Raw genomic sequence first — 15,453 nt, 5'->3', positions numbered from 1 at the left:
AGCGTCAGCGGCCGGGGGTGTCGACGGTGAGGGGACGGCTGTCGAGGGGGTCGAGGAGGCGGGTGAACCAGACGGTCTTGCCGGCGCCGTCGGGACGGGCACCGAACTCGGTGGCGAGGGCCGCGACCAGCAGCAGGCCGCGTCCGGCCTCGGCCCAGTCCAGGATGTGCGGCGGGGGGCCGGGGGCGGGGGGCGCCATCGGGTTGCCGTCGCTGACCTCTCCGGCGATCCGCCGTCCGTCCAGGCGCAGGGTGAGCCGGACGGGACCGGTGCCGTGCACGACCGCGTTGGTGACCAGTTCATCGACCATCAGGACGATGTCGTCGATGTCGGCGGGGTCGCTCACACGCCACGCGCGCAGCGTCCGTCCGGTGAGAGCGCGCGCTCGGGAGGCCGCGCGGGTCTCGGCCGCAAGCTCCCACGCCGCGCGGTGGTGACCGCCTCTGTCGATCTCGTCGATGTCGTCGATGGATCCCTCGGTGGACCCGTCGACGCCCAGTTCCTTGGTGCCCATGCCCCGTCTCCTCACCTCTGGTGGTTTCCGCAGGTCAGCGGCCCTAACAGGCTTCTTCCCCGCAGGCGTCGCGGCATGGGGCCCTGGCCACAGATCTGGCCGCGCCGGCAGTTCCCCGTGTCGGCGGCGGACAGGGTGCTCGCACCCGGCCACGGTGGCGCCTCCGTGCACCGTCCGTGGTCGATCCGGGACAGGTCCCTCCTTTTCCCGCGTCGGTCTAGATAAGAGGACGCACCGCCCACCGGGCCGGTGCACGGGTCAAGGTGGGCCTCACTTTCGGGTGAGGTGATCGTGACACACGGGGACCGATGGAGAGAGCACGGCACGGTTGCCGTTAAGCTGGTGGGCGTCGGTGTGGCATGTGTCCCCCGGGCTCTACACAACGCCTTCGGGGAATACCGCCGGTCCGTACGGTCCGGGCTGGAACTCCGTTGTGCCTTTCGCCGTGAGGCGACCACCACACCGGCCTTAGCGCCGAGGCCCCGGCGAGATCTGATCTCGCCGGGGCCTCGGCGTTCGCTGGGCGGGCCAGGGGTGGGCGTGCGTGCGGCGGCGCCTATCAGGACATCGCGGCGGCGACCGCGCCGCCGACCGCGGCGAGGACCACGATCGCTGCGACCACCACGACGACGATCACTCGGACGCGGCGTCCGGTGCGCGCCTCGCCGAGCCGGGAGAGGCGATGGGCCAGCCGCGGATCGTCCTCGCTCAGGCGGACCTCGATCTGCGTGAGGATCCGCTGCTCCTCCATCGACAGCGCCATACTCATACCTCCGGGGGGCGTTCCAGATGTCTGGTTCCTGCCCACGGAGCAAGATCATTATCCCCCGGGCGCGGTAACCGTTGCGCCACGCGCGGGCCTGCTCTCGTGGTGGAGGCGGTCCAGCGCGGTGACGTAGTAGGTGTAGGACCGGCCGGGCTTGGCGGACGGGTCGATGATGCCGCCGCCGCGCACGTCGGCCACGAGCCGGGAAGGGTCGACGGGAGCGCAGCCGGGTCGTTCGCCGTCCACCCGGTAGACCGCGTAGGACGCCGCGCCCTGCGAGGGTCGCCATTGCACCCGCACGCCCTTGCCGTCGGCGCGGGCGTCGACGTCCTGGACGGGCGGCGGTGTCGTGCCGGCGCCGTCGCGGGCGGGCGGCGGTATCGCGGGGGTGCCGTAGTGGTCGCGGCGGAGGCGGTCGGCGAAGCCGCGCCGGTCGGAGACGATGTCGGAGGCGCTGAAGAACACGTCGCCGCGCACCTTCGGGTACCGGGCGTTCAGGGTGAGGTGGCGCGAGAGTTCGGCGGGCTTCTTCCAGGTGGCGTCCTGACCGACGCGGTAGGCGGCCTGCCCGATGGTCAACTGCACGTCGGTGTCGTCGACCTGCTGGGCCCACCAGTCGACGAGCGCGGCGTAGTCGGCGCGCTCGTCGCCGAGCGGCCAGTACAACTGCGGGGTGACGTAGTCGAGCCAGCCCTCGCGGATCCACTTGCGGGTGTCGGCGTAGATGTCGTCGTAGCTTTGCAGCGCGCGCGTGGGCGACCCGGCGGGGTCGGTGCTCTTGTTGCGCCACACCCCGAACGGGCTGATGCCGAACCGCACCCAGGGCTTGGTCTTGTGGATCTGGTCCGACAGCGACTCCACGAGGGTGTTGACGTTGCGGCGCCGCCAGTCGGCCTTGCTCAGCCCGCCGCCGTGGGTCTTGTAGGTGGCGGCGTCGGGGAAGTCGCCGGTCTCGGGGTAGGGGTAGAAGTAGTCGTCGAAGTGGACGGCGTCGATGTCGTACTTGCCGACGACGTCCAGCACGGCCCGGGTGGTCAGGTCCCGTACCTGCGGCAGGCCCGGGTCGTACCACAGGCCGGTCCCGTACTTGCGGACCCAGTCGGGGTGCTGACGGGCGGGACTGTTGGGGGCGAGTTTCTCCAGGTCGTCCTGGCGGCTCACCCGGTAGGGGTTGAACCAGGCGTGGAACTCCAGGTTGCGTTCGTGTGCCTCCTTCAGCATGAACGCCAGGACGTCGTAGCCGGGGTCCTTGCCCTGTGTGCCGGTGATCCACTGCGACCACGGCTCATACGGGGAGGGGTAGAACGCATCGGAGTTGGGGCGGATCTGCACGAACACCGCGTTCATGTTCATCGCCTTGGCGGTGTCGAGCAGCGCGACGAAGTCGGCCTTCTGCCGTTCGGTCGGCCTGCCGGTGTCCTTGGGCCAGTCGATCCCGGCGACGGTGGCGATCCACATGCCGCGCAGTTGCCGGGCTTTGGAGTCGCGGGGCGCGGGGATGTCCGGGCACTCGGCCTTGGCGCTGACGGGGACGGGAGCGCGCCCGCCGCCATCGCCGTCGCCGTCATCGGTGCCGCCGAGCGCGGGCACACCGCAGCCGGCCAGCGCGCCCGCCGCAAGCGCGGCCGTCATCGCCGCCGTCACCATCCGGATTCGCGTCCCCGCTCGCCATGCCATAGCGAGCCATTGTTACGCACTTGTTGCGATGGTACGCACGGAACGAACGATCCTCGCGCGCCCTCCCGTTGCCTTGCTCGAACATGTGTTCCATACTGTTCGTCCTGGTCGGGTCGTTCACGTGTTCGAAGGAGGCGGTGTGCGCTGGGATCACCTGCGGCTGGCCGAGGACGCGGCCGCGCCGGACCTGCCGCTGATCGAACGGCGGGCGGTGGCGCGCACATTCGACACGCCCGAGTTCCGCGGCATGACCTTCTACGAGGTGCACGCCAAGACGATCATCAACCGGGTGCCGGCCGCGTCCCGTGTTCCGTTCGAGTGGACGGTCAACCCCTACCGGGGGTGCTCGCATGCGTGCGTGTACTGCTTCGCCCGCAAGACCCACGAGTACCTCGACCTGGACGCGGGGGCGGACTTCGACTCGCGGATCGTGGTGAAGGTGAACGCCGCCGAGCGGGTGCGGGCGGAGCTGTCGGCGCCCCGGTGGCGGGGGGCGCCCATCGCGATGGGCACCAATGTCGACTGCTACCAGCGGGCCGAGGGCCGCTACCGGCTGATGCCCGGCATTCTGGCGGCGCTGCGGGACGCCGCCAACCCGTTCTCGATCCTGACGAAGGGGTCGCTGATCCTGCGGGACCTGCCGTTGCTGCGGGAGGCGAACGAGCGCACGCGGGTGAGCACGGCGGTGTCGGTGGGGTTCGCGGACGCCTCGCTGTGGCGGCTGGTGGAGCCGGGCACACCGTCCCCGCACCGGCGGCTGGAGGTGTGTGCGGCGCTCAACGGGGCGGGCGTGCGCTGTGGTGTGCTGATGGCGCCCGTCCTGCCCTACCTGGCCGACTCCCCCGCCCAGTTGGAGGAGGCGGTGCGCCGGATCGCCGCGGCGGGCGCGACGTCGGTGACGCCGATCCCGCTGCACCTGCGGCCCGGCGCGCGGGAATGGTTCCTGGCGTGGCTGCGCCGCCACCGCCCGGACCTGGTGGTTCCCTATGCGCGCCTGTACGGCGGCGGCGCCTACGCGCCGAAGGAGTATCAGGACGGGATCGTCGCGCAGGTCCGCGACCTGGCCGCCAAGTACGGCATCGCCGACCCGCCGCACCGCGACGTCCCGCCGGCGCCCCCTCCCCCGCCCGGCCCCCATCAGTTGAGCCTGCTGTGAGGGCTCTACTCTGAGCGCCCGCCATGGGCTCACCCGATCTCACCCGATCTCGTCCGGGCGCGGGTCGCGCGACTGGCCCGGCGGTCCCTCGGATGGGGCCGCGGGGGTGAGGCCGCTGAGGTGCGCGCACGGGTTCCAGAGAGCGTCCGGCGCCGCCCGCTCGGCGCGCGGACGGTACGGGAGGGGTCAGGCGGCGGGGAGCCGCAGGTCGCGGCGCAGGCGGTCGGCGCCGGTGAACAGGTGTGCGCGCAGCCCGGCCTCGCGTGCTCCGTCGATGTTCTCCTGGCGGTCGTCGACGAAGACCAGGTCGCCGGGCGCGGCGTTGAGGGCGTCGCTGACGTGCCGGTAGATGCGGGGGTCGGGCTTGGCCAGGCTGAGGTCGGCGCTGAAGAACCGGTGCTGGAACAGCGCGGACCAGGGGCGGCGCTCGATGTCGCGGGCCAGTTCCAGGGGCGCGTTGGACAGCAGCGCGAGCGGGACGCGCCGGGCGGTCAGGTCCTGCAGGACGGCTAGGGTGCCCGGGTCCAGGTGCGACCACATGTCCAGGTCGAGGCCGACGAGGGTGTCCAGCAGTGCGGTGCCGGCGACGCGGCCGAGGCGCCCGCACAGCTCGCCCCAGTATCCGGCGGCGTCGACGGCGCCGAGGTCGTAGGCGCGGCGTCCGCTCCAGTAGGCGTCCCAGAACGGGCCGGGCTCGGCGCCGAGCGCCGCGGGCAGCCGTGCGGCGGCGTCCTCGGGCGGCCGGCGGCACACGACCTCGCCGTAGTCGATGACGACCCACTTCATGTGACCTCCGATGTTCGCTCCCTCGCCTTTCTAACATGAATCACGTTAGATTGAACATATGGAAGGTGCGGAGCGGGTGCTGGCGATCGTCGAGCGGTTGCGGTCGGCGGAGCGGGTGACGGTGGCCGACCTCGCGGCCGAGACGGGCTGCTCGGAGATGACGATCCGGCGGGACATGGACCGGCTCGCCGAGGACGGGGTGCTGCGGCGGGTGCGGGGCGGTGCGGTGAGCCTGCTGCTGCGCGGCGAGGCGACGCCGTTCGCGTTGCGGCTGCGGGAGGCGGCCGAGGTCAAGCGGCGGATCGCGGCGCGGGTGGGCGCGCTGGTGGCCGACGGGGAGTCGGTGGTGCTGGACGGCGGGACCACGACGCTGGAGGCGGCGCGGGTGCTGGCGTCCCGCCGGCTGACGGTGGTGCCGTTGGACCTGCACTCGGCGAACGCGCTCAGCGCCGCGCCGGAGGTGACGCTGCTGGTGCCGGGTGGCCGGACGTCGCCGGGGACGTTGTCGTTCACCGGGCACCTGGCGGAGGTGTCGTTGCGGGCGTTGCGGGTGGACACGGCGGTGCTCGGTGTGTGCGGGCTGTCGGCGCGGCATGGGCTGACCGCGCACGATCTGGCGGAGGTGCCGGTCAAGCAGGCCGCTCTCGCCGCGGCGCAGCGGGTGGTGGCGGTGTGCGACGGCGCCAAGCTGGGCCGGACGGGCCTGGGTCATGTGTGCCCGGTCACCGCTTTGGACGTGCTGGTCACCGACACCGCGGCGCCCGCCGCCGCGGTCGCCGAGATCGAGGCGGCGGGCGTGGTCGTCCACCGGGTGTGAGGTCCGTGGCCGGTCAGGCGGCGGTGGTGATGAGGGAGGTGGCGAGGCGGCCGACGACGCCGCTCCAGCCGTTGCGGTCTCCCATGATGCGGCGGGCCATGGCCTGGTAGGGGTTGTCGGGGTCGAACCCGTCGTGTTCGAGGAACAGGCGGGTGCCGGTGCCCTCGGGTTCCAGCCGCCAGGTGACGGTGGAGTCCAGCCCGTTGTCCTCGCCCGGGTCGACCCAGCTGTAGCGCAGCATCCGTTCGGCGTCGAAGTCCAGGACGCGGCAGTGGCAGACGCCGCCGAACGCGACGTTGGGCCGGGGTGTGGTGGTGAGGGTGAAGGTGTGGCCGATCTCCAGGCGGAAGTCGCACGGCATGAACCAGCGGGCGAGTAGTTCGGGGTCGGTCAGGGCCCGCCAGACGCGGCTCGGTGGGTGGGGCAGGAACTCCTCGACCCGGATGGTGCGCAGGTCGCGGGCACCATCTGGTCCGGCGGCGCCGGGCGGGGTGTCGGCGGGTTCGCGGGTCATGTGTCCTCCTCGTCCAGGACGCGGCGCAGGGCGGCGGTCTTGTGTCGCCAGAACCGCTCGTAGGGGTGCAGCCAGTCGGCCAGGTCCATGAGCGGCTGGGCCTCCAGGTGGTAGTGGCGTTCGCGTCCGCGTCGCGTCTCGCCGACGAGCCCGGCGTCGCGCAGTACCCGCAGGTGCTCGGAGACGCTGGGGCGGGCCATGGCGAAGTGGGCGGCGAGCGCGCCCGCGGTGCTGGGCCCGTCCAGGAGCAGGCGCAGCAGTTCGCGGCGGACGGGGCTGGCCAGCGCGGCGAACAGGTCGTCGGCGGTGGCGGTCACGCGGCCGGTCTCCGGTGCCCGGCTCAGACGGTCCCCCCTGCTTGATCGGCCAGGACGATGCCGTTGCCGTCGGGGTCGGTGAAGGACGCCTGCCGGCCCCAGGGGGTGTCGGCGGGGCCCTGGACCTCGACGCCGGCGCCGCGCAGCCGCGCCAGGTCGGCGTCGAGGTCGGTGGTCTCCAGCATCAGGCCGGTGACGCCGCCGGGTTCCATCTCCAGCCAGGTGACCAGGACGGCGCTGGTGCCGCCGCCGGCGGGCCCGACCTCCAGCCAGCGGGCGCCCTCGGCGAACGGGACGGGGCTGTCGCCGAGCACCTCGAAGCCGAGGACGCCGACATAGAAGTCCTTGGCGCGGTCCTGGTCGGAGACGGGAAGGGAGAGACGGCTCATGCGGGTGATGGTCATGCGCCCCACTATATGTAGGATTTTCCCTACATATGCGGGCGCGCAGGGCGGCCGGGACGGGGAGGGGCGCGGCGACGAGCCCGAGGTAGGCGCGGCGGACGCGGCCGTCACGGATGAGGGCGCCGATGATGCGGCGGGTGGTGGCGTTGATGGGGACCGCCAGGCCGAGGCCGATGCCGGCGACGGCGGTGTTGACGCCGACGACGCGGCCGCGGGCGTCGGCGAGGGCGCCGCCGGAGTTGCCGGGGTTGAGGGCGGCGTCGGTCTGGATGACGTCCTCGATGACGCGGACGGCACCGCCGCTGCGGGTGGGCAGGGACCGGCCGAGGGCGGACACGACACCGGCGGTGACCGATCCGGCGAGGCCGAGGGGATTGCCGACGGCGACGACGAGCTGCCCGACGACAAGGCGGTCGCTGTCGCCGAGGGTGACGGGACGGGGGGTGTCGCCGTCGGCAAGGACGACGGCCAGGTCGGACAGAGGGTCGGTGCCGACGACGGTGAACGCGGTGGTGGTGCCGTCGGCGAAGGCGGCCTGCCCGGCGCTCGCGCCGCCGACCACGTGGGCGTTGGTGAGCAGGAACCCGTCACCGGTGAAGGCCACCGCGGATCCGGCGCCCTCGCCGCGCCGGTGCCGCACGCGCAGCGCGGCCACCCGGGGCGTCAACTCGCGGGCGACGGCGGACACCGCGGCGGAGTAGGCGTCCAGCGGCGGTTCGGTGCCCCCCGGTGCGGGCTCGTGGGCGCCGGGGTCCTGGTCGCCGGGCTCGGGGGTTCTGGGGTCATGGGGGATCATCACACCTCCCGATGATTACATGGTTACACAGCAACCCCGGGTGGGGGCGAGATGTTCCCTGGCCGTAAACGGCGATGCGGCCGGAGGCGGGCTGACACGCAGGTGGCCATCGGCGGGACGTGCCAGGGGTGGACGCGACCACGACACCGCACAGTCCTTGATCATTCGGGCCGCGCGCAGCCCCGTCCGGGTCGTAGGGTCGGGGCATGGGTGGCATACCGGGGATGGACGGGGAGCCGGTGGTGGTGGAGCGGGTCGCCGGGACCGGCGGAGAGCTGGTGCTGCGACGCGCGGGCGAGCACCTGGAGATCATCGGCAACGGGGTGTTCCTGATGGACACCCGCAACGGCGAGTCCGAGCGGCTGCTGGTACGCGCGGCGGTGGCGGGGCTGCGAGCTCCGGTACGGCTGCTGATCGGCGGCTTGGGGGTGGGGTTCTCACTGGCGGAGGCGCTGCTGCTGCCGCAGGTGGCCCAGGTGACGGTCGTGGAACGCGAGCGCGCCGTGATCGGCTGGCACCGGACGTTGCTGTGCCCGTGGTCGCGGGGCGCGCTGGACGACCCGCGCGTCACGCTCGAACACGCCGACCTGCTGGACGTCGTCGCCGACCCGGCCACGGGTCCGTTCGACGCGCTGTGCCTGGACATCGACAACGGGCCGGACTGGACGGTCACACCCGACAACGCCCGGTTGTACGGGCCGGAGGGGTTGGAGTTGCTGGCGGCGCGGCTGACGCACCGGGGAGTGCTGGCGGTGTGGAGCGCGAACACCGCCCCGCGTTTCGAGGCACTGCTGCGGGAGCGTTTCGCGCGGGTGGAGGCCCGCCGGGTGCCCGTGCCGCGCGGCGAGCCCGACATCGTGTACCTGGCGCGCGAGGCGCTGCCCGCCGCAGGCCTCACCCCGGCCTGAGCCAGCCCGACGCGCACCGTCCGGGACGGCGTGCTGCGCGGGCAAGGCAGGACCCTACAAAGCGGAGTAGGCGGGTTCTGTTGCCCGCGGCGTCGGATTCGGATGGGTGGTTCGCTAGGTTTCGGGCTGACAACACCTTTTGGGAGGATCAGTGGCTTCTGTCCACGCCGCCCCGCGGCGTCCCGCCGTCCTGGGCGACCTGCTGCCCGGTTCCCTGGCCCGCGACGCCGCGCTCGTCGCGGGCGCGGCCGCCTTCGTCGGCGTCGCCGCGCAGGTCGCGGTCCCGCTGCCCGGCACGCCGGTCCCGATATCGGGGCAGACGTTCGCGGTGCTGCTGGCGGGAGCGGCGCTCGGCTGGAGCCGGGCGGGCCTTGGCATGGTGGTGTACCTGCTGGCCGGGATGGCGGGCGTGCCGTGGTTCGTGGACGGCGCCTCCGGGACGGGCGCTCCGACGCTCGGCTACGTGATCGGGTTCGTCGTGGCGGCGGCCGTGGTGGGGTGGCTGGCCGAGCGTGGCGGCGACCGCACCCCGACCCGCACGGTCGCCACGATGCTGACCGGGACGGCGATCATGTACGTGACGGGAGTGCCGTATCTGATGGCTTCGCTGCACCTCGGGGTGGAACGGGCACTGGAGTTGGGGGTGACGCCGTTCCTGGTGGGGGACGCGCTGAAGGTGCTGCTGGCCGCCGGGTTGCTGCCGGCGGCCTGGCGGCTGACCGGCACCCGACGCGACCGCACCCGCTGATCGCGTCCGTCGCTGCACCGCATGCCCGCGGTCCCCGCACACCGGTCGACGGGCATGAGGTCGCGACCGTGGGGCATACGGGTGACATCCACCCCGGCCACGGCACGACGGCGGGCATCTCGGCGGGCGTTCGGGCGGCGGATTGTGGCGTACGCCTCATCGCGCACGGCGGCCCCGCCTGTTTGAACAGGTTCAATTCTCCCGTACAGTGGCTTTCGTGAAGCTCGCCGTGACAGCACCGGACCGCCTGTCCGTCCGCACCGTCCCGATCCCCGACCCGGGCGACCTGATCTCGCGCCTTCCGCACCCCACGGCACTGGCATGGGTCCGGGGCGGGGAGGGCATCGTCGGCTGGGGCGAGGCCGCGCGGGTGGCACTGCCCGGCGGTGAGGACCGGTTCGCGGCGGCCCGGCGGCTGCTGGGCGAGCTGTTCGGCGCCGCCGACGTCGACGACCGGGTGGGCGTGCCCGGATCGGGGCCGGTGGCCTTCGGTGGGTTCTCCTTCGACCCGAAGTCGCCGGACTCGGTCCTGATCGTCCCGCGGCAGGTGCTGGGGCGGCGCGGGGGGCGGGCGTGGCTGACCACGATCGGCGAGGAGCCCGATCCGCTGGCGCTGGTGCGGCAACCGGTGGAACCGTCCTCGCTGGCCTGGAGCGACGGCGCGCTGTCGGCACCGGCGTGGGAGGGCGCGGTGGCCGCGGCGGTGGAACGGATCCGCGGCGGCCGGCTCGGCAAGGTGGTGCTGGCCCGCGATGTCAACGTCCGCGCGGCCGAGCCGATCGACGCGCGGGTGCTGCTGCGGCGGCTCGCGGCGCGCTTCCCCGGCTGCTACACGTTCTCGTGCGCGGGCATGGTCGGCGCGACACCCGAACTGCTGATCCGCCGGACGGGCGGGGACGTGGACTCGCTGGTCCTGGCGGGAACGATCGCGCGCGGTACCGGGCCCGCCGACGACACGGCACGGGCGGCGCGGCTGTTCGCCTCCGCCAAGGACCGCGAGGAACACCAGTACGCGGCGGAGATGGTACGGGACGCGCTGGCGCCGCTGTGCGCAGACCTGCACGTCCCCGACGAGCCGGAGCTGCTGACGCTGCCCAACCTGATCCACCTGGCCTCCCCGGTGCGGGGGCGCCTGGCCGACGACCGGTCGGTCCTGGACGTGGTGGCGGCGCTGCACCCGACACCCGCGGTGTGCGGGACACCGACACCGGTGGCGGCGGACCTGATCCGCGAGCTGGAAGGCATGGACCGGGGCCGCTACGCGGGACCGGTCGGGTGGGTGGACGCACGCGGCGACGGCGAGTGGGGCATCGCACTGCGCTGCGCGGAGATCGACGGGACGCGGGCACGGCTGTTCGCCGGGTGCGGCATCGTCGCCGACTCCGACCCGGCGGCGGAGCTGGCGGAGGCGCAGACCAAGTTCGGTGTGATGCGCTACGCCCTCCAGGGCTGACCCGCCGGGCGAAGCCCCCCGGCCAGGCGGCCCTGGAACGGGTGGGCCCGGGACCGGGTGCTCGGTCGGGGGGTCACACTGGTGGGGTGCGTGCGAGCCGACTGCTGTCCCTGCTGCTGTTGCTCCAGGCGCGCGGCCGGATGACGGCCCGCGAACTGGCCGAGGAGCTGGAGGTGTCGGTCCGCACGGTGTACCGGGACGTGGAGTCGCTGGGCGCGGCGGGCGTCCCGGTGTACGCCGACCGGGGACCCGACGGCGGATACCGACTGCTGCAGGGGTTCCGGACGAAACTGACGGGACTGACGGCCGGCGAGGCGGAGTCGCTGTTCCTGTCGGAAATGCCGGGCCCGGCGTCGCAGCTGGGGCTGGGCAACGTACTGGCGGCGGCGGAGCTGAAACTGATGGCGGCGCTCCCCCCGGACGTGCGGTCGAGGGCGGAGCGGATCCGGGAACGGTTCCACCTGGACGCGCCGGGCTGGTTCCGGGCACCCGAGGACGTCCCGCACCTGCACGCGGTCGCCGACGCGGTGTGGGAGCAGCGGCGGATCCGGGTGCTGTACCGCCGATGGCAGCGCCCGCAGCGGGTCACACGGGTGCTGGACCCGTTGGGCGTGGTGTTGAAGGCGGGATCGTGGTACCTGATCGCCCGGGCGGAGGTCCCCCCGGAACAGGCACCCGAGACCCCACCGGACCGGGCGCGGCAGGGTGACCCGCGCAACTACCGGGTGTCGCGGATCTTGACGGTGGAGGCGCTGGCGGAGCGGTTCGAGCGCCCGGCGGGATTCGACCTGGCGGCCTACTGGGACGACTACACCGAACGCTTCGAGGCCGGCTCCTACCCCGAGCGCGCCACCGTGCGGCTGTCACCGGAGGGAGTGCGACGCTCGGCGGCACTGCTGCCGCCGGTGATGGCGAACGCGGTCCTGCGCGACGCGGGCCCGGCCGACGCGGACGGGTGGGTGCAGGTGAGGTTGCCGGTGGAGTCGCAGCGGCACGCGCACGTGGAGTTCCTGAAGCTGGGCGCCGATGTGGAGGTCCTCGCGCCCACCGCGCTGCGCGCCCTGATGGGCGAGACGGCCCGCGCCTTGGCTGCCCGTTACGCCCCCGCGCGCGAGCAGGCCCGCGGCCCCGACGACGCCGCACCCGGGGCGAGCAATATGGACGCTAGCGGATAAAAAGGGTGATCCGTACACTGCCGACCACGGAGCCAAATGAAGACCGCAGTTCCACGAAACGGGCGGGGGCCACCAGGACCGAACCATCCTGAGGAGCACTCATGATCACCAGACGAGTCATGTCGTACGCCCTGATCGCCGCCTCGGCCACCGGCCTATCGTGCGCCGTCGCCGCACCCTCGGTCGCCGGGTCCTCCCGATCCACCACACCAGGCGGAACGCACGCCGCGTTCACCGTGACCAGCACCGCCTTCACCGAAGGCGGAACGATCCCGAAAGTCCACGAGTGCACCAGCGGCGGCAACGACCCCCGCCAAAAGAACGAATCCCCGCCACTGGCCTGGACCGGCGCCCCGGCCGCCGCACAGAGCTACGCCCTGATCATGCGCGACCTCGACAACCGGAACCTCCTCCACTGGATCATCTACGACATTCCCGTCACCGCAACCGCGCTCCCCCAGAATGTCGAGCACGTCTACCAACCACCGGTCCCCAAGGGCTCCCGCCAGATCTACTACCGCGGCAGCGCAAGCCTGTTCGGATACCAGGGCCCCTGCTCCCCCAGCACCGTGAACACCTACGAATTCGTCATCCACGCACTCAACAAGGCGACCCTGGCCGACCTGGACGACAAATCCTCCATCCAGACCGCCGCCAAAACCATCACCGACGCATCGATCGGTTCCGCGAGGCTCACCGGCGAATCCTGACCCGGATCACCCATCCTGAACCTGCCACACCTCACGCCGTGGACAGGTCCATGACGACACACGCCCCACCCCCGGCTCAGACCGCCGGGCAGGTGGGGCCCACCCGGCGGCGACCGGGTACGGTCATGGACGAAACCGCCTGGTCGGGCGGACGAACACTCCTGCTCGTGGCGCTACGCCACGGCGCCCTGGTTGAGCGGCTGGTCGCCAGCCCGAGCGAGGAAGTCCTCCTCCTCAAAGTCCTGGGACTGACTCTGCTCGTCGCCGGCATCGCCCAACGACTCCAGGTCTCCGCGGCCGTCGGCGCGTTCCTGGTCGGAATCGCGCTGTCCGGAACACTCGGCGCCGGCACCGCACTCGTCCCACGCGGAGAATTCAACATCGTCATCGTCGGCCTCGCGGTCAGCGCGGGCACCAACCCGCGCCTGGGACCACTCGCGGCAGCCTACGTCCTCATCCTCGCCATCCTGGGCCCCGTCCTGGCACGCGGCGCCGAACCGGCAGCGCGAACCCTGCGCGCACGACGAACCGAACGCACGCCCCCCACACCCCAAACCGACGAGAACGTCCCGCAGCCCACCGCACGAACACGACCACCGAACACCCCCATCACCGACCCGGCCGGCCGAAGAACCAACAACGATCACGTAGCGGGCTGACAGGTCGAACACCAGAACAGATTCCGCGCAGCGAGCTCGGCACCCCGGACAGGCGTCCCACACACCAGGCAAGGCTGCCCGGCACGACGGTAGACGTACACCTCACCACCATGGTCATCCACCCGGGGCGCACGGCCCATCGCCTCCGGCGTATGCTCCGGACGCACGGTGTCGATCCGCCCCGTACGAACACCCTCGGCCATCAGAAGCACCAGATCATCCCAGATCGCGGTCCACTGCCCCCGGGAGAGGCGCCGTCCCGGCAACCGGGGATCGATGCCCTGACGGTAAAGAACCTCCGCACGGTAGATGTTGCCCGGCCCAGCCACCACGGACTGATCCATCAACAGCACGGCGATCGGCGTACGAGTCCGGGTGATCCGACGCCACGCCATGTCAGGATCGGCGTCCAGACGCAGCGGGTCGGGCCCAAGACGATCCCGCAGGACCTTCACTCCCCCGGGCTCCAGCAACTCGCACCTGCTCGGCCCCCGCAAATCCGCATGATGGGCCGCACCGACAAGACGGAGCCGGACCGCACCGGTCGGCGCAGGAGCAGGCAACGAACCGAACGTGTAAGTCCCGTAGATCCCCAAATGGACATGTAACGTCCGCTCATCAGCCCACTGCAACAGCAGATGCTTGCCATGCGCGTCGGCCCGCACGAGCACCTGCCCGTCAACGGCCGCCGCGCCATCGGCGAAACGCCCCTGCGGGCTGTCGGCGTGCACAGCGCGACCGCCGAACATCTGCTGATGCTCGGCGGCCAAGCGATGAATGGTGTGTCCCTCAGGCACCCGGCAAGCATAGGCGGCCAGGCACCAGCAGCAGCCCCGATCGGCCCGAAATCCCCCCGACCCGGACTGGATCGGGCCACCCCGGACAGCGCCGGCTCAGGGACGATCCCGCAACGGCTCCCCCGCGTCATGCATGTACCCGAGCGCCTGCCGATAGGAATCCACCAAACCGGTCTCCGTGAACGGCAACCCCACACGCACGCAGTGCTCCCGCACCAGCGGCTGGACCCGACGCAGATTGCAGCGCGGGATGCTGGGGAACAGGTGATGCTCAATCTGGTAGTTCAACCCGCCCATGAACCAGTCGGTGACGCGACCACCGCGCACGTTCCGGGAGGTGAGAACCTGACGGCGCAGATGCCCCCACCGCTCCCCCGGCCCGGGCATGGCCATGCCCTTGTGATTGGGCGCGAACACGCTGCCGAGGTGCACACCGAACAGTGCCTGATGCACCACGATCAGGGCGACCGCCTTCCCGGGCGACAGCAACGTGAACGCCAGGCTGAGATAGCCCACGGTGTGCAGGGCGAGCAGCCCGCCCTCCACCAGACGATCCCGCCGCGACCGCCCCCGCAGGAACAACGCACTGCCGATCTTGAGATTGAGCCCTTCGAGCGTGAGCAGCGGGAAGAACAGCAGCGCCTGGTGACGGGCCACCCACCGCAACGGACCGCGCCGATGCGCCGCCTGCTCACGCGTCCAGGCCAGGACGCCCTCGCCGACGTCGGGGTCCTTGCCCACGTGGTTGGGGTTGGCGTGGTGACGGTTGTGCTTGTCGGTCCACCAGCCATGCCCCATGCCGAGCATCAGATTGCCCAGCACCAGCCCCAGCAGCCGGTTCACACGGGCGCTCCCCGCGATCTGCCGGTGACCGGCGTCATGACCGAGAAAGCCGGTGCGGGCCGACAACACCGCCAGCGGAACCGCGAGGAGCACCACCCACCAGGAGCCCCCCGCCCAGGCGACCGCGACCCAGGCCGCCGCCGTGGCGGCCAGGTTCAGCCCGATGGCCCGCGCGTAATAGCCGGGGCGACGGTCCAGCAGCCCGCTGGCGCGGACCTCCCGCGCCAGCGGCGCGAAGTCGCTGCCGGCCCCTGCCCTTCCGGGCGGAGCGGGAGGGGCATCGAGGGTCGCGGGCATGAAGTCTCCATTCGCGTGACGCGGCGGCCCGTCCGGACAGCCGGTTCGCAAAGTTACGGAGCGTAGGTCCGGTTGGTCGCCACGCTGCGGAGCCATCCGCGTTCTCACTCGCAGGT

17 protein-coding genes and 1 pseudogene are annotated in these 15,453 nt (G+C 72.1%); 8 read left to right on the top strand and 10 right to left on the bottom strand.

Annotation, left to right across the window (positions count from 1 at the left end; all coding sequences use genetic code 11):
- Positions 1-4: 4 nt before the first annotated feature.
- The 3 genes from AMA02S_RS36470 to AMA02S_RS36460 form a co-directional block, all read right to left on the bottom strand.
- Positions 5-514, bottom strand: a complete 510-nt coding sequence (locus tag AMA02S_RS36470) for an ATP-binding protein (protein ID WP_067468445.1) — start codon at positions 512-514, stop codon at positions 5-7.
- 559 nt (positions 515-1,073) lie between these two features.
- Positions 1,074-1,277: a DUF3040 domain-containing protein gene (locus AMA02S_RS36465; protein WP_067468442.1), complete on the bottom strand. Its 204-nt coding sequence runs from the start codon at positions 1,275-1,277 to the stop codon at positions 1,074-1,076.
- Positions 1,278-1,334: 57 nt separating this feature from the next.
- Positions 1,335-2,957, bottom strand: a complete 1,623-nt coding sequence (locus tag AMA02S_RS36460) for a glycoside hydrolase family 10-like protein (protein WP_067468439.1) — start codon at positions 2,955-2,957, stop codon at positions 1,335-1,337.
- A 139-nt stretch (positions 2,958-3,096) separates the two neighbouring features.
- Between AMA02S_RS36460 and AMA02S_RS36455 the strand changes: the two genes are divergently transcribed.
- Positions 3,097-4,113, top strand: a complete 1,017-nt coding sequence (locus AMA02S_RS36455; RefSeq protein WP_067468436.1) for an Rv2578c family radical SAM protein — start codon at positions 3,097-3,099, stop codon at positions 4,111-4,113.
- Between the two features lie 186 nt (positions 4,114-4,299).
- On the opposite strand, the gene AMA02S_RS36450 is transcribed toward AMA02S_RS36455, so the two are convergent.
- Positions 4,300-4,899 (bottom strand): HAD family hydrolase, encoded by a 600-nt coding sequence (locus tag AMA02S_RS36450; RefSeq protein WP_067468433.1) that lies wholly within the window; start codon positions 4,897-4,899, stop codon positions 4,300-4,302.
- Between the two features lie 58 nt (positions 4,900-4,957).
- Between AMA02S_RS36450 and AMA02S_RS36445 the strand changes: the two genes are divergently transcribed.
- Entirely contained in the window at positions 4,958-5,716 is a 759-nt protein-coding gene (locus tag AMA02S_RS36445) for a DeoR/GlpR family DNA-binding transcription regulator (RefSeq protein WP_067468430.1), read from the top strand.
- 13 nt (positions 5,717-5,729) lie between these two features.
- Here AMA02S_RS36445 and AMA02S_RS36440 read toward each other — a convergent pair whose 3' ends face one another.
- From AMA02S_RS36440 to AMA02S_RS45210, 4 genes and pseudogenes are all read right to left on the bottom strand, one after another.
- Positions 5,730-6,230, bottom strand: coding sequence for an SRPBCC family protein (locus AMA02S_RS36440; protein WP_067468427.1), 501 nt, complete (start codon positions 6,228-6,230; stop codon positions 5,730-5,732).
- Positions 6,227-6,547 (bottom strand): ArsR/SmtB family transcription factor, encoded by a 321-nt coding sequence (locus tag AMA02S_RS36435; protein ID WP_067468424.1) that lies wholly within the window; start codon positions 6,545-6,547, stop codon positions 6,227-6,229. The genes AMA02S_RS36440 and AMA02S_RS36435 overlap by 4 nt, the downstream gene beginning before the upstream one ends.
- A 23-nt stretch (positions 6,548-6,570) precedes the next feature.
- The gene (locus tag AMA02S_RS36430) at positions 6,571-6,951 is read right to left on the bottom strand and encodes a VOC family protein (protein ID WP_067468421.1); all 381 of its coding nucleotides are present in this window, start codon (positions 6,949-6,951) and stop codon (positions 6,571-6,573) included.
- 223 nt (positions 6,952-7,174) lie between these two features.
- A pseudogene (locus tag AMA02S_RS45210) lies at positions 7,175-7,747 on the bottom strand (S1C family serine protease); the annotation flags it as partial.
- A 206-nt stretch (positions 7,748-7,953) separates the two neighbouring features.
- On the opposite strand from AMA02S_RS45210, the gene AMA02S_RS36420 reads away from it, so the two are divergent.
- The 6 genes from AMA02S_RS36420 to AMA02S_RS44465 all read left to right on the top strand — a co-directional run bounded on the left by AMA02S_RS36420 (position 7,954) and on the right by AMA02S_RS44465 (position 13,400).
- Positions 7,954-8,655 carry a polyamine aminopropyltransferase gene (locus AMA02S_RS36420; RefSeq protein WP_067468415.1) on the top strand — a complete coding sequence of 234 codons (702 nt, stop codon included), beginning with the start codon at positions 7,954-7,956 and terminating at the stop codon, positions 8,653-8,655.
- Positions 8,656-8,806: 151 nt separating this feature from the next.
- Positions 8,807-9,403 (top strand): biotin transporter BioY, encoded by a 597-nt coding sequence (locus AMA02S_RS36415; protein ID WP_067468412.1) that lies wholly within the window; start codon positions 8,807-8,809, stop codon positions 9,401-9,403.
- Positions 9,404-9,620: 217 nt separating this feature from the next.
- Positions 9,621-10,856 (top strand): isochorismate synthase, encoded by a 1,236-nt coding sequence (locus AMA02S_RS36410; RefSeq protein ID WP_067468567.1) that lies wholly within the window; start codon positions 9,621-9,623, stop codon positions 10,854-10,856.
- A gap of 86 nt (positions 10,857-10,942) precedes the next feature.
- The gene (locus tag AMA02S_RS36405; protein WP_067468410.1) at positions 10,943-12,031 is read left to right on the top strand and encodes a helix-turn-helix transcriptional regulator; all 1,089 of its coding nucleotides are present in this window, start codon (positions 10,943-10,945) and stop codon (positions 12,029-12,031) included.
- 101 nt (positions 12,032-12,132) lie between these two features.
- Complete coding sequence (locus tag AMA02S_RS36400) at positions 12,133-12,741, top strand: YbhB/YbcL family Raf kinase inhibitor-like protein (RefSeq protein ID WP_067468407.1); 609 nt, start codon at positions 12,133-12,135, stop codon at positions 12,739-12,741.
- A gap of 50 nt (positions 12,742-12,791) precedes the next feature.
- Positions 12,792-13,400, top strand: coding sequence for a cation:proton antiporter (locus tag AMA02S_RS44465; RefSeq protein ID WP_245667986.1), 609 nt, complete (start codon positions 12,792-12,794; stop codon positions 13,398-13,400).
- Here AMA02S_RS44465 and AMA02S_RS36390 read toward each other — a convergent pair.
- Both AMA02S_RS36390 and AMA02S_RS36385 read right to left on the bottom strand, forming a co-directional pair.
- Entirely contained in the window at positions 13,385-14,197 is an 813-nt protein-coding gene (locus tag AMA02S_RS36390) for an Fpg/Nei family DNA glycosylase (RefSeq protein ID WP_067468401.1), read from the bottom strand. The two genes, AMA02S_RS44465 and AMA02S_RS36390, sit on opposite strands and share 16 nt — an antisense overlap.
- Positions 14,198-14,293: 96 nt before the next feature.
- Complete coding sequence (locus AMA02S_RS36385) at positions 14,294-15,337, bottom strand: fatty acid desaturase family protein (protein WP_067468398.1); 1,044 nt, start codon at positions 15,335-15,337, stop codon at positions 14,294-14,296.
- Between the last annotated feature and the right edge of the window lie 116 nt (positions 15,338-15,453).

Origin of the sequence: Actinomadura macra NBRC 14102, from assembly GCF_001552215.1 — a bacterium.
In the GTDB taxonomy this organism is placed as follows: Bacteria; Actinomycetota; Actinomycetes; order Streptosporangiales; family Streptosporangiaceae; genus Spirillospora; species Spirillospora macra.
The sequence above is the reverse complement of the archived record's forward strand: the minus strand, read 5'-3'. Positions and strand labels throughout refer to the sequence as shown.

Coding starts and splice junctions, on each gene's coding strand:
- AMA02S_RS36470 (WP_067468445.1), bottom strand. CDS start 514: ATGGGCACCAAGGAACTGGGCGTCGACGGGTCCACCGAGGGATCCATC.
- AMA02S_RS36420 (WP_067468415.1), top strand. CDS start 7,954: ATGGGTGGCATACCGGGGATGGACGGGGAGCCGGTGGTGGTGGAGCGG.
- AMA02S_RS44465 (WP_245667986.1), top strand. CDS start 12,792: ATGACGACACACGCCCCACCCCCGGCTCAGACCGCCGGGCAGGTGGGG.
- AMA02S_RS36440 (WP_067468427.1), bottom strand. CDS start 6,230: ATGACCCGCGAACCCGCCGACACCCCGCCCGGCGCCGCCGGACCAGAT.
- AMA02S_RS36460 (WP_067468439.1), bottom strand. CDS start 2,957: ATGGCATGGCGAGCGGGGACGCGAATCCGGATGGTGACGGCGGCGATG.
- AMA02S_RS36400 (WP_067468407.1), top strand. CDS start 12,133: ATGATCACCAGACGAGTCATGTCGTACGCCCTGATCGCCGCCTCGGCC.
- AMA02S_RS36450 (WP_067468433.1), bottom strand. CDS start 4,899: ATGAAGTGGGTCGTCATCGACTACGGCGAGGTCGTGTGCCGCCGGCCG.
- AMA02S_RS36385 (WP_067468398.1), bottom strand. CDS start 15,337: ATGCCCGCGACCCTCGATGCCCCTCCCGCTCCGCCCGGAAGGGCAGGG.
- AMA02S_RS36445 (WP_067468430.1), top strand. CDS start 4,958: ATGGAAGGTGCGGAGCGGGTGCTGGCGATCGTCGAGCGGTTGCGGTCG.
- AMA02S_RS36465 (WP_067468442.1), bottom strand. CDS start 1,277: ATGGCGCTGTCGATGGAGGAGCAGCGGATCCTCACGCAGATCGAGGTC.
- AMA02S_RS36430 (WP_067468421.1), bottom strand. CDS start 6,951: ATGACCATCACCCGCATGAGCCGTCTCTCCCTTCCCGTCTCCGACCAG.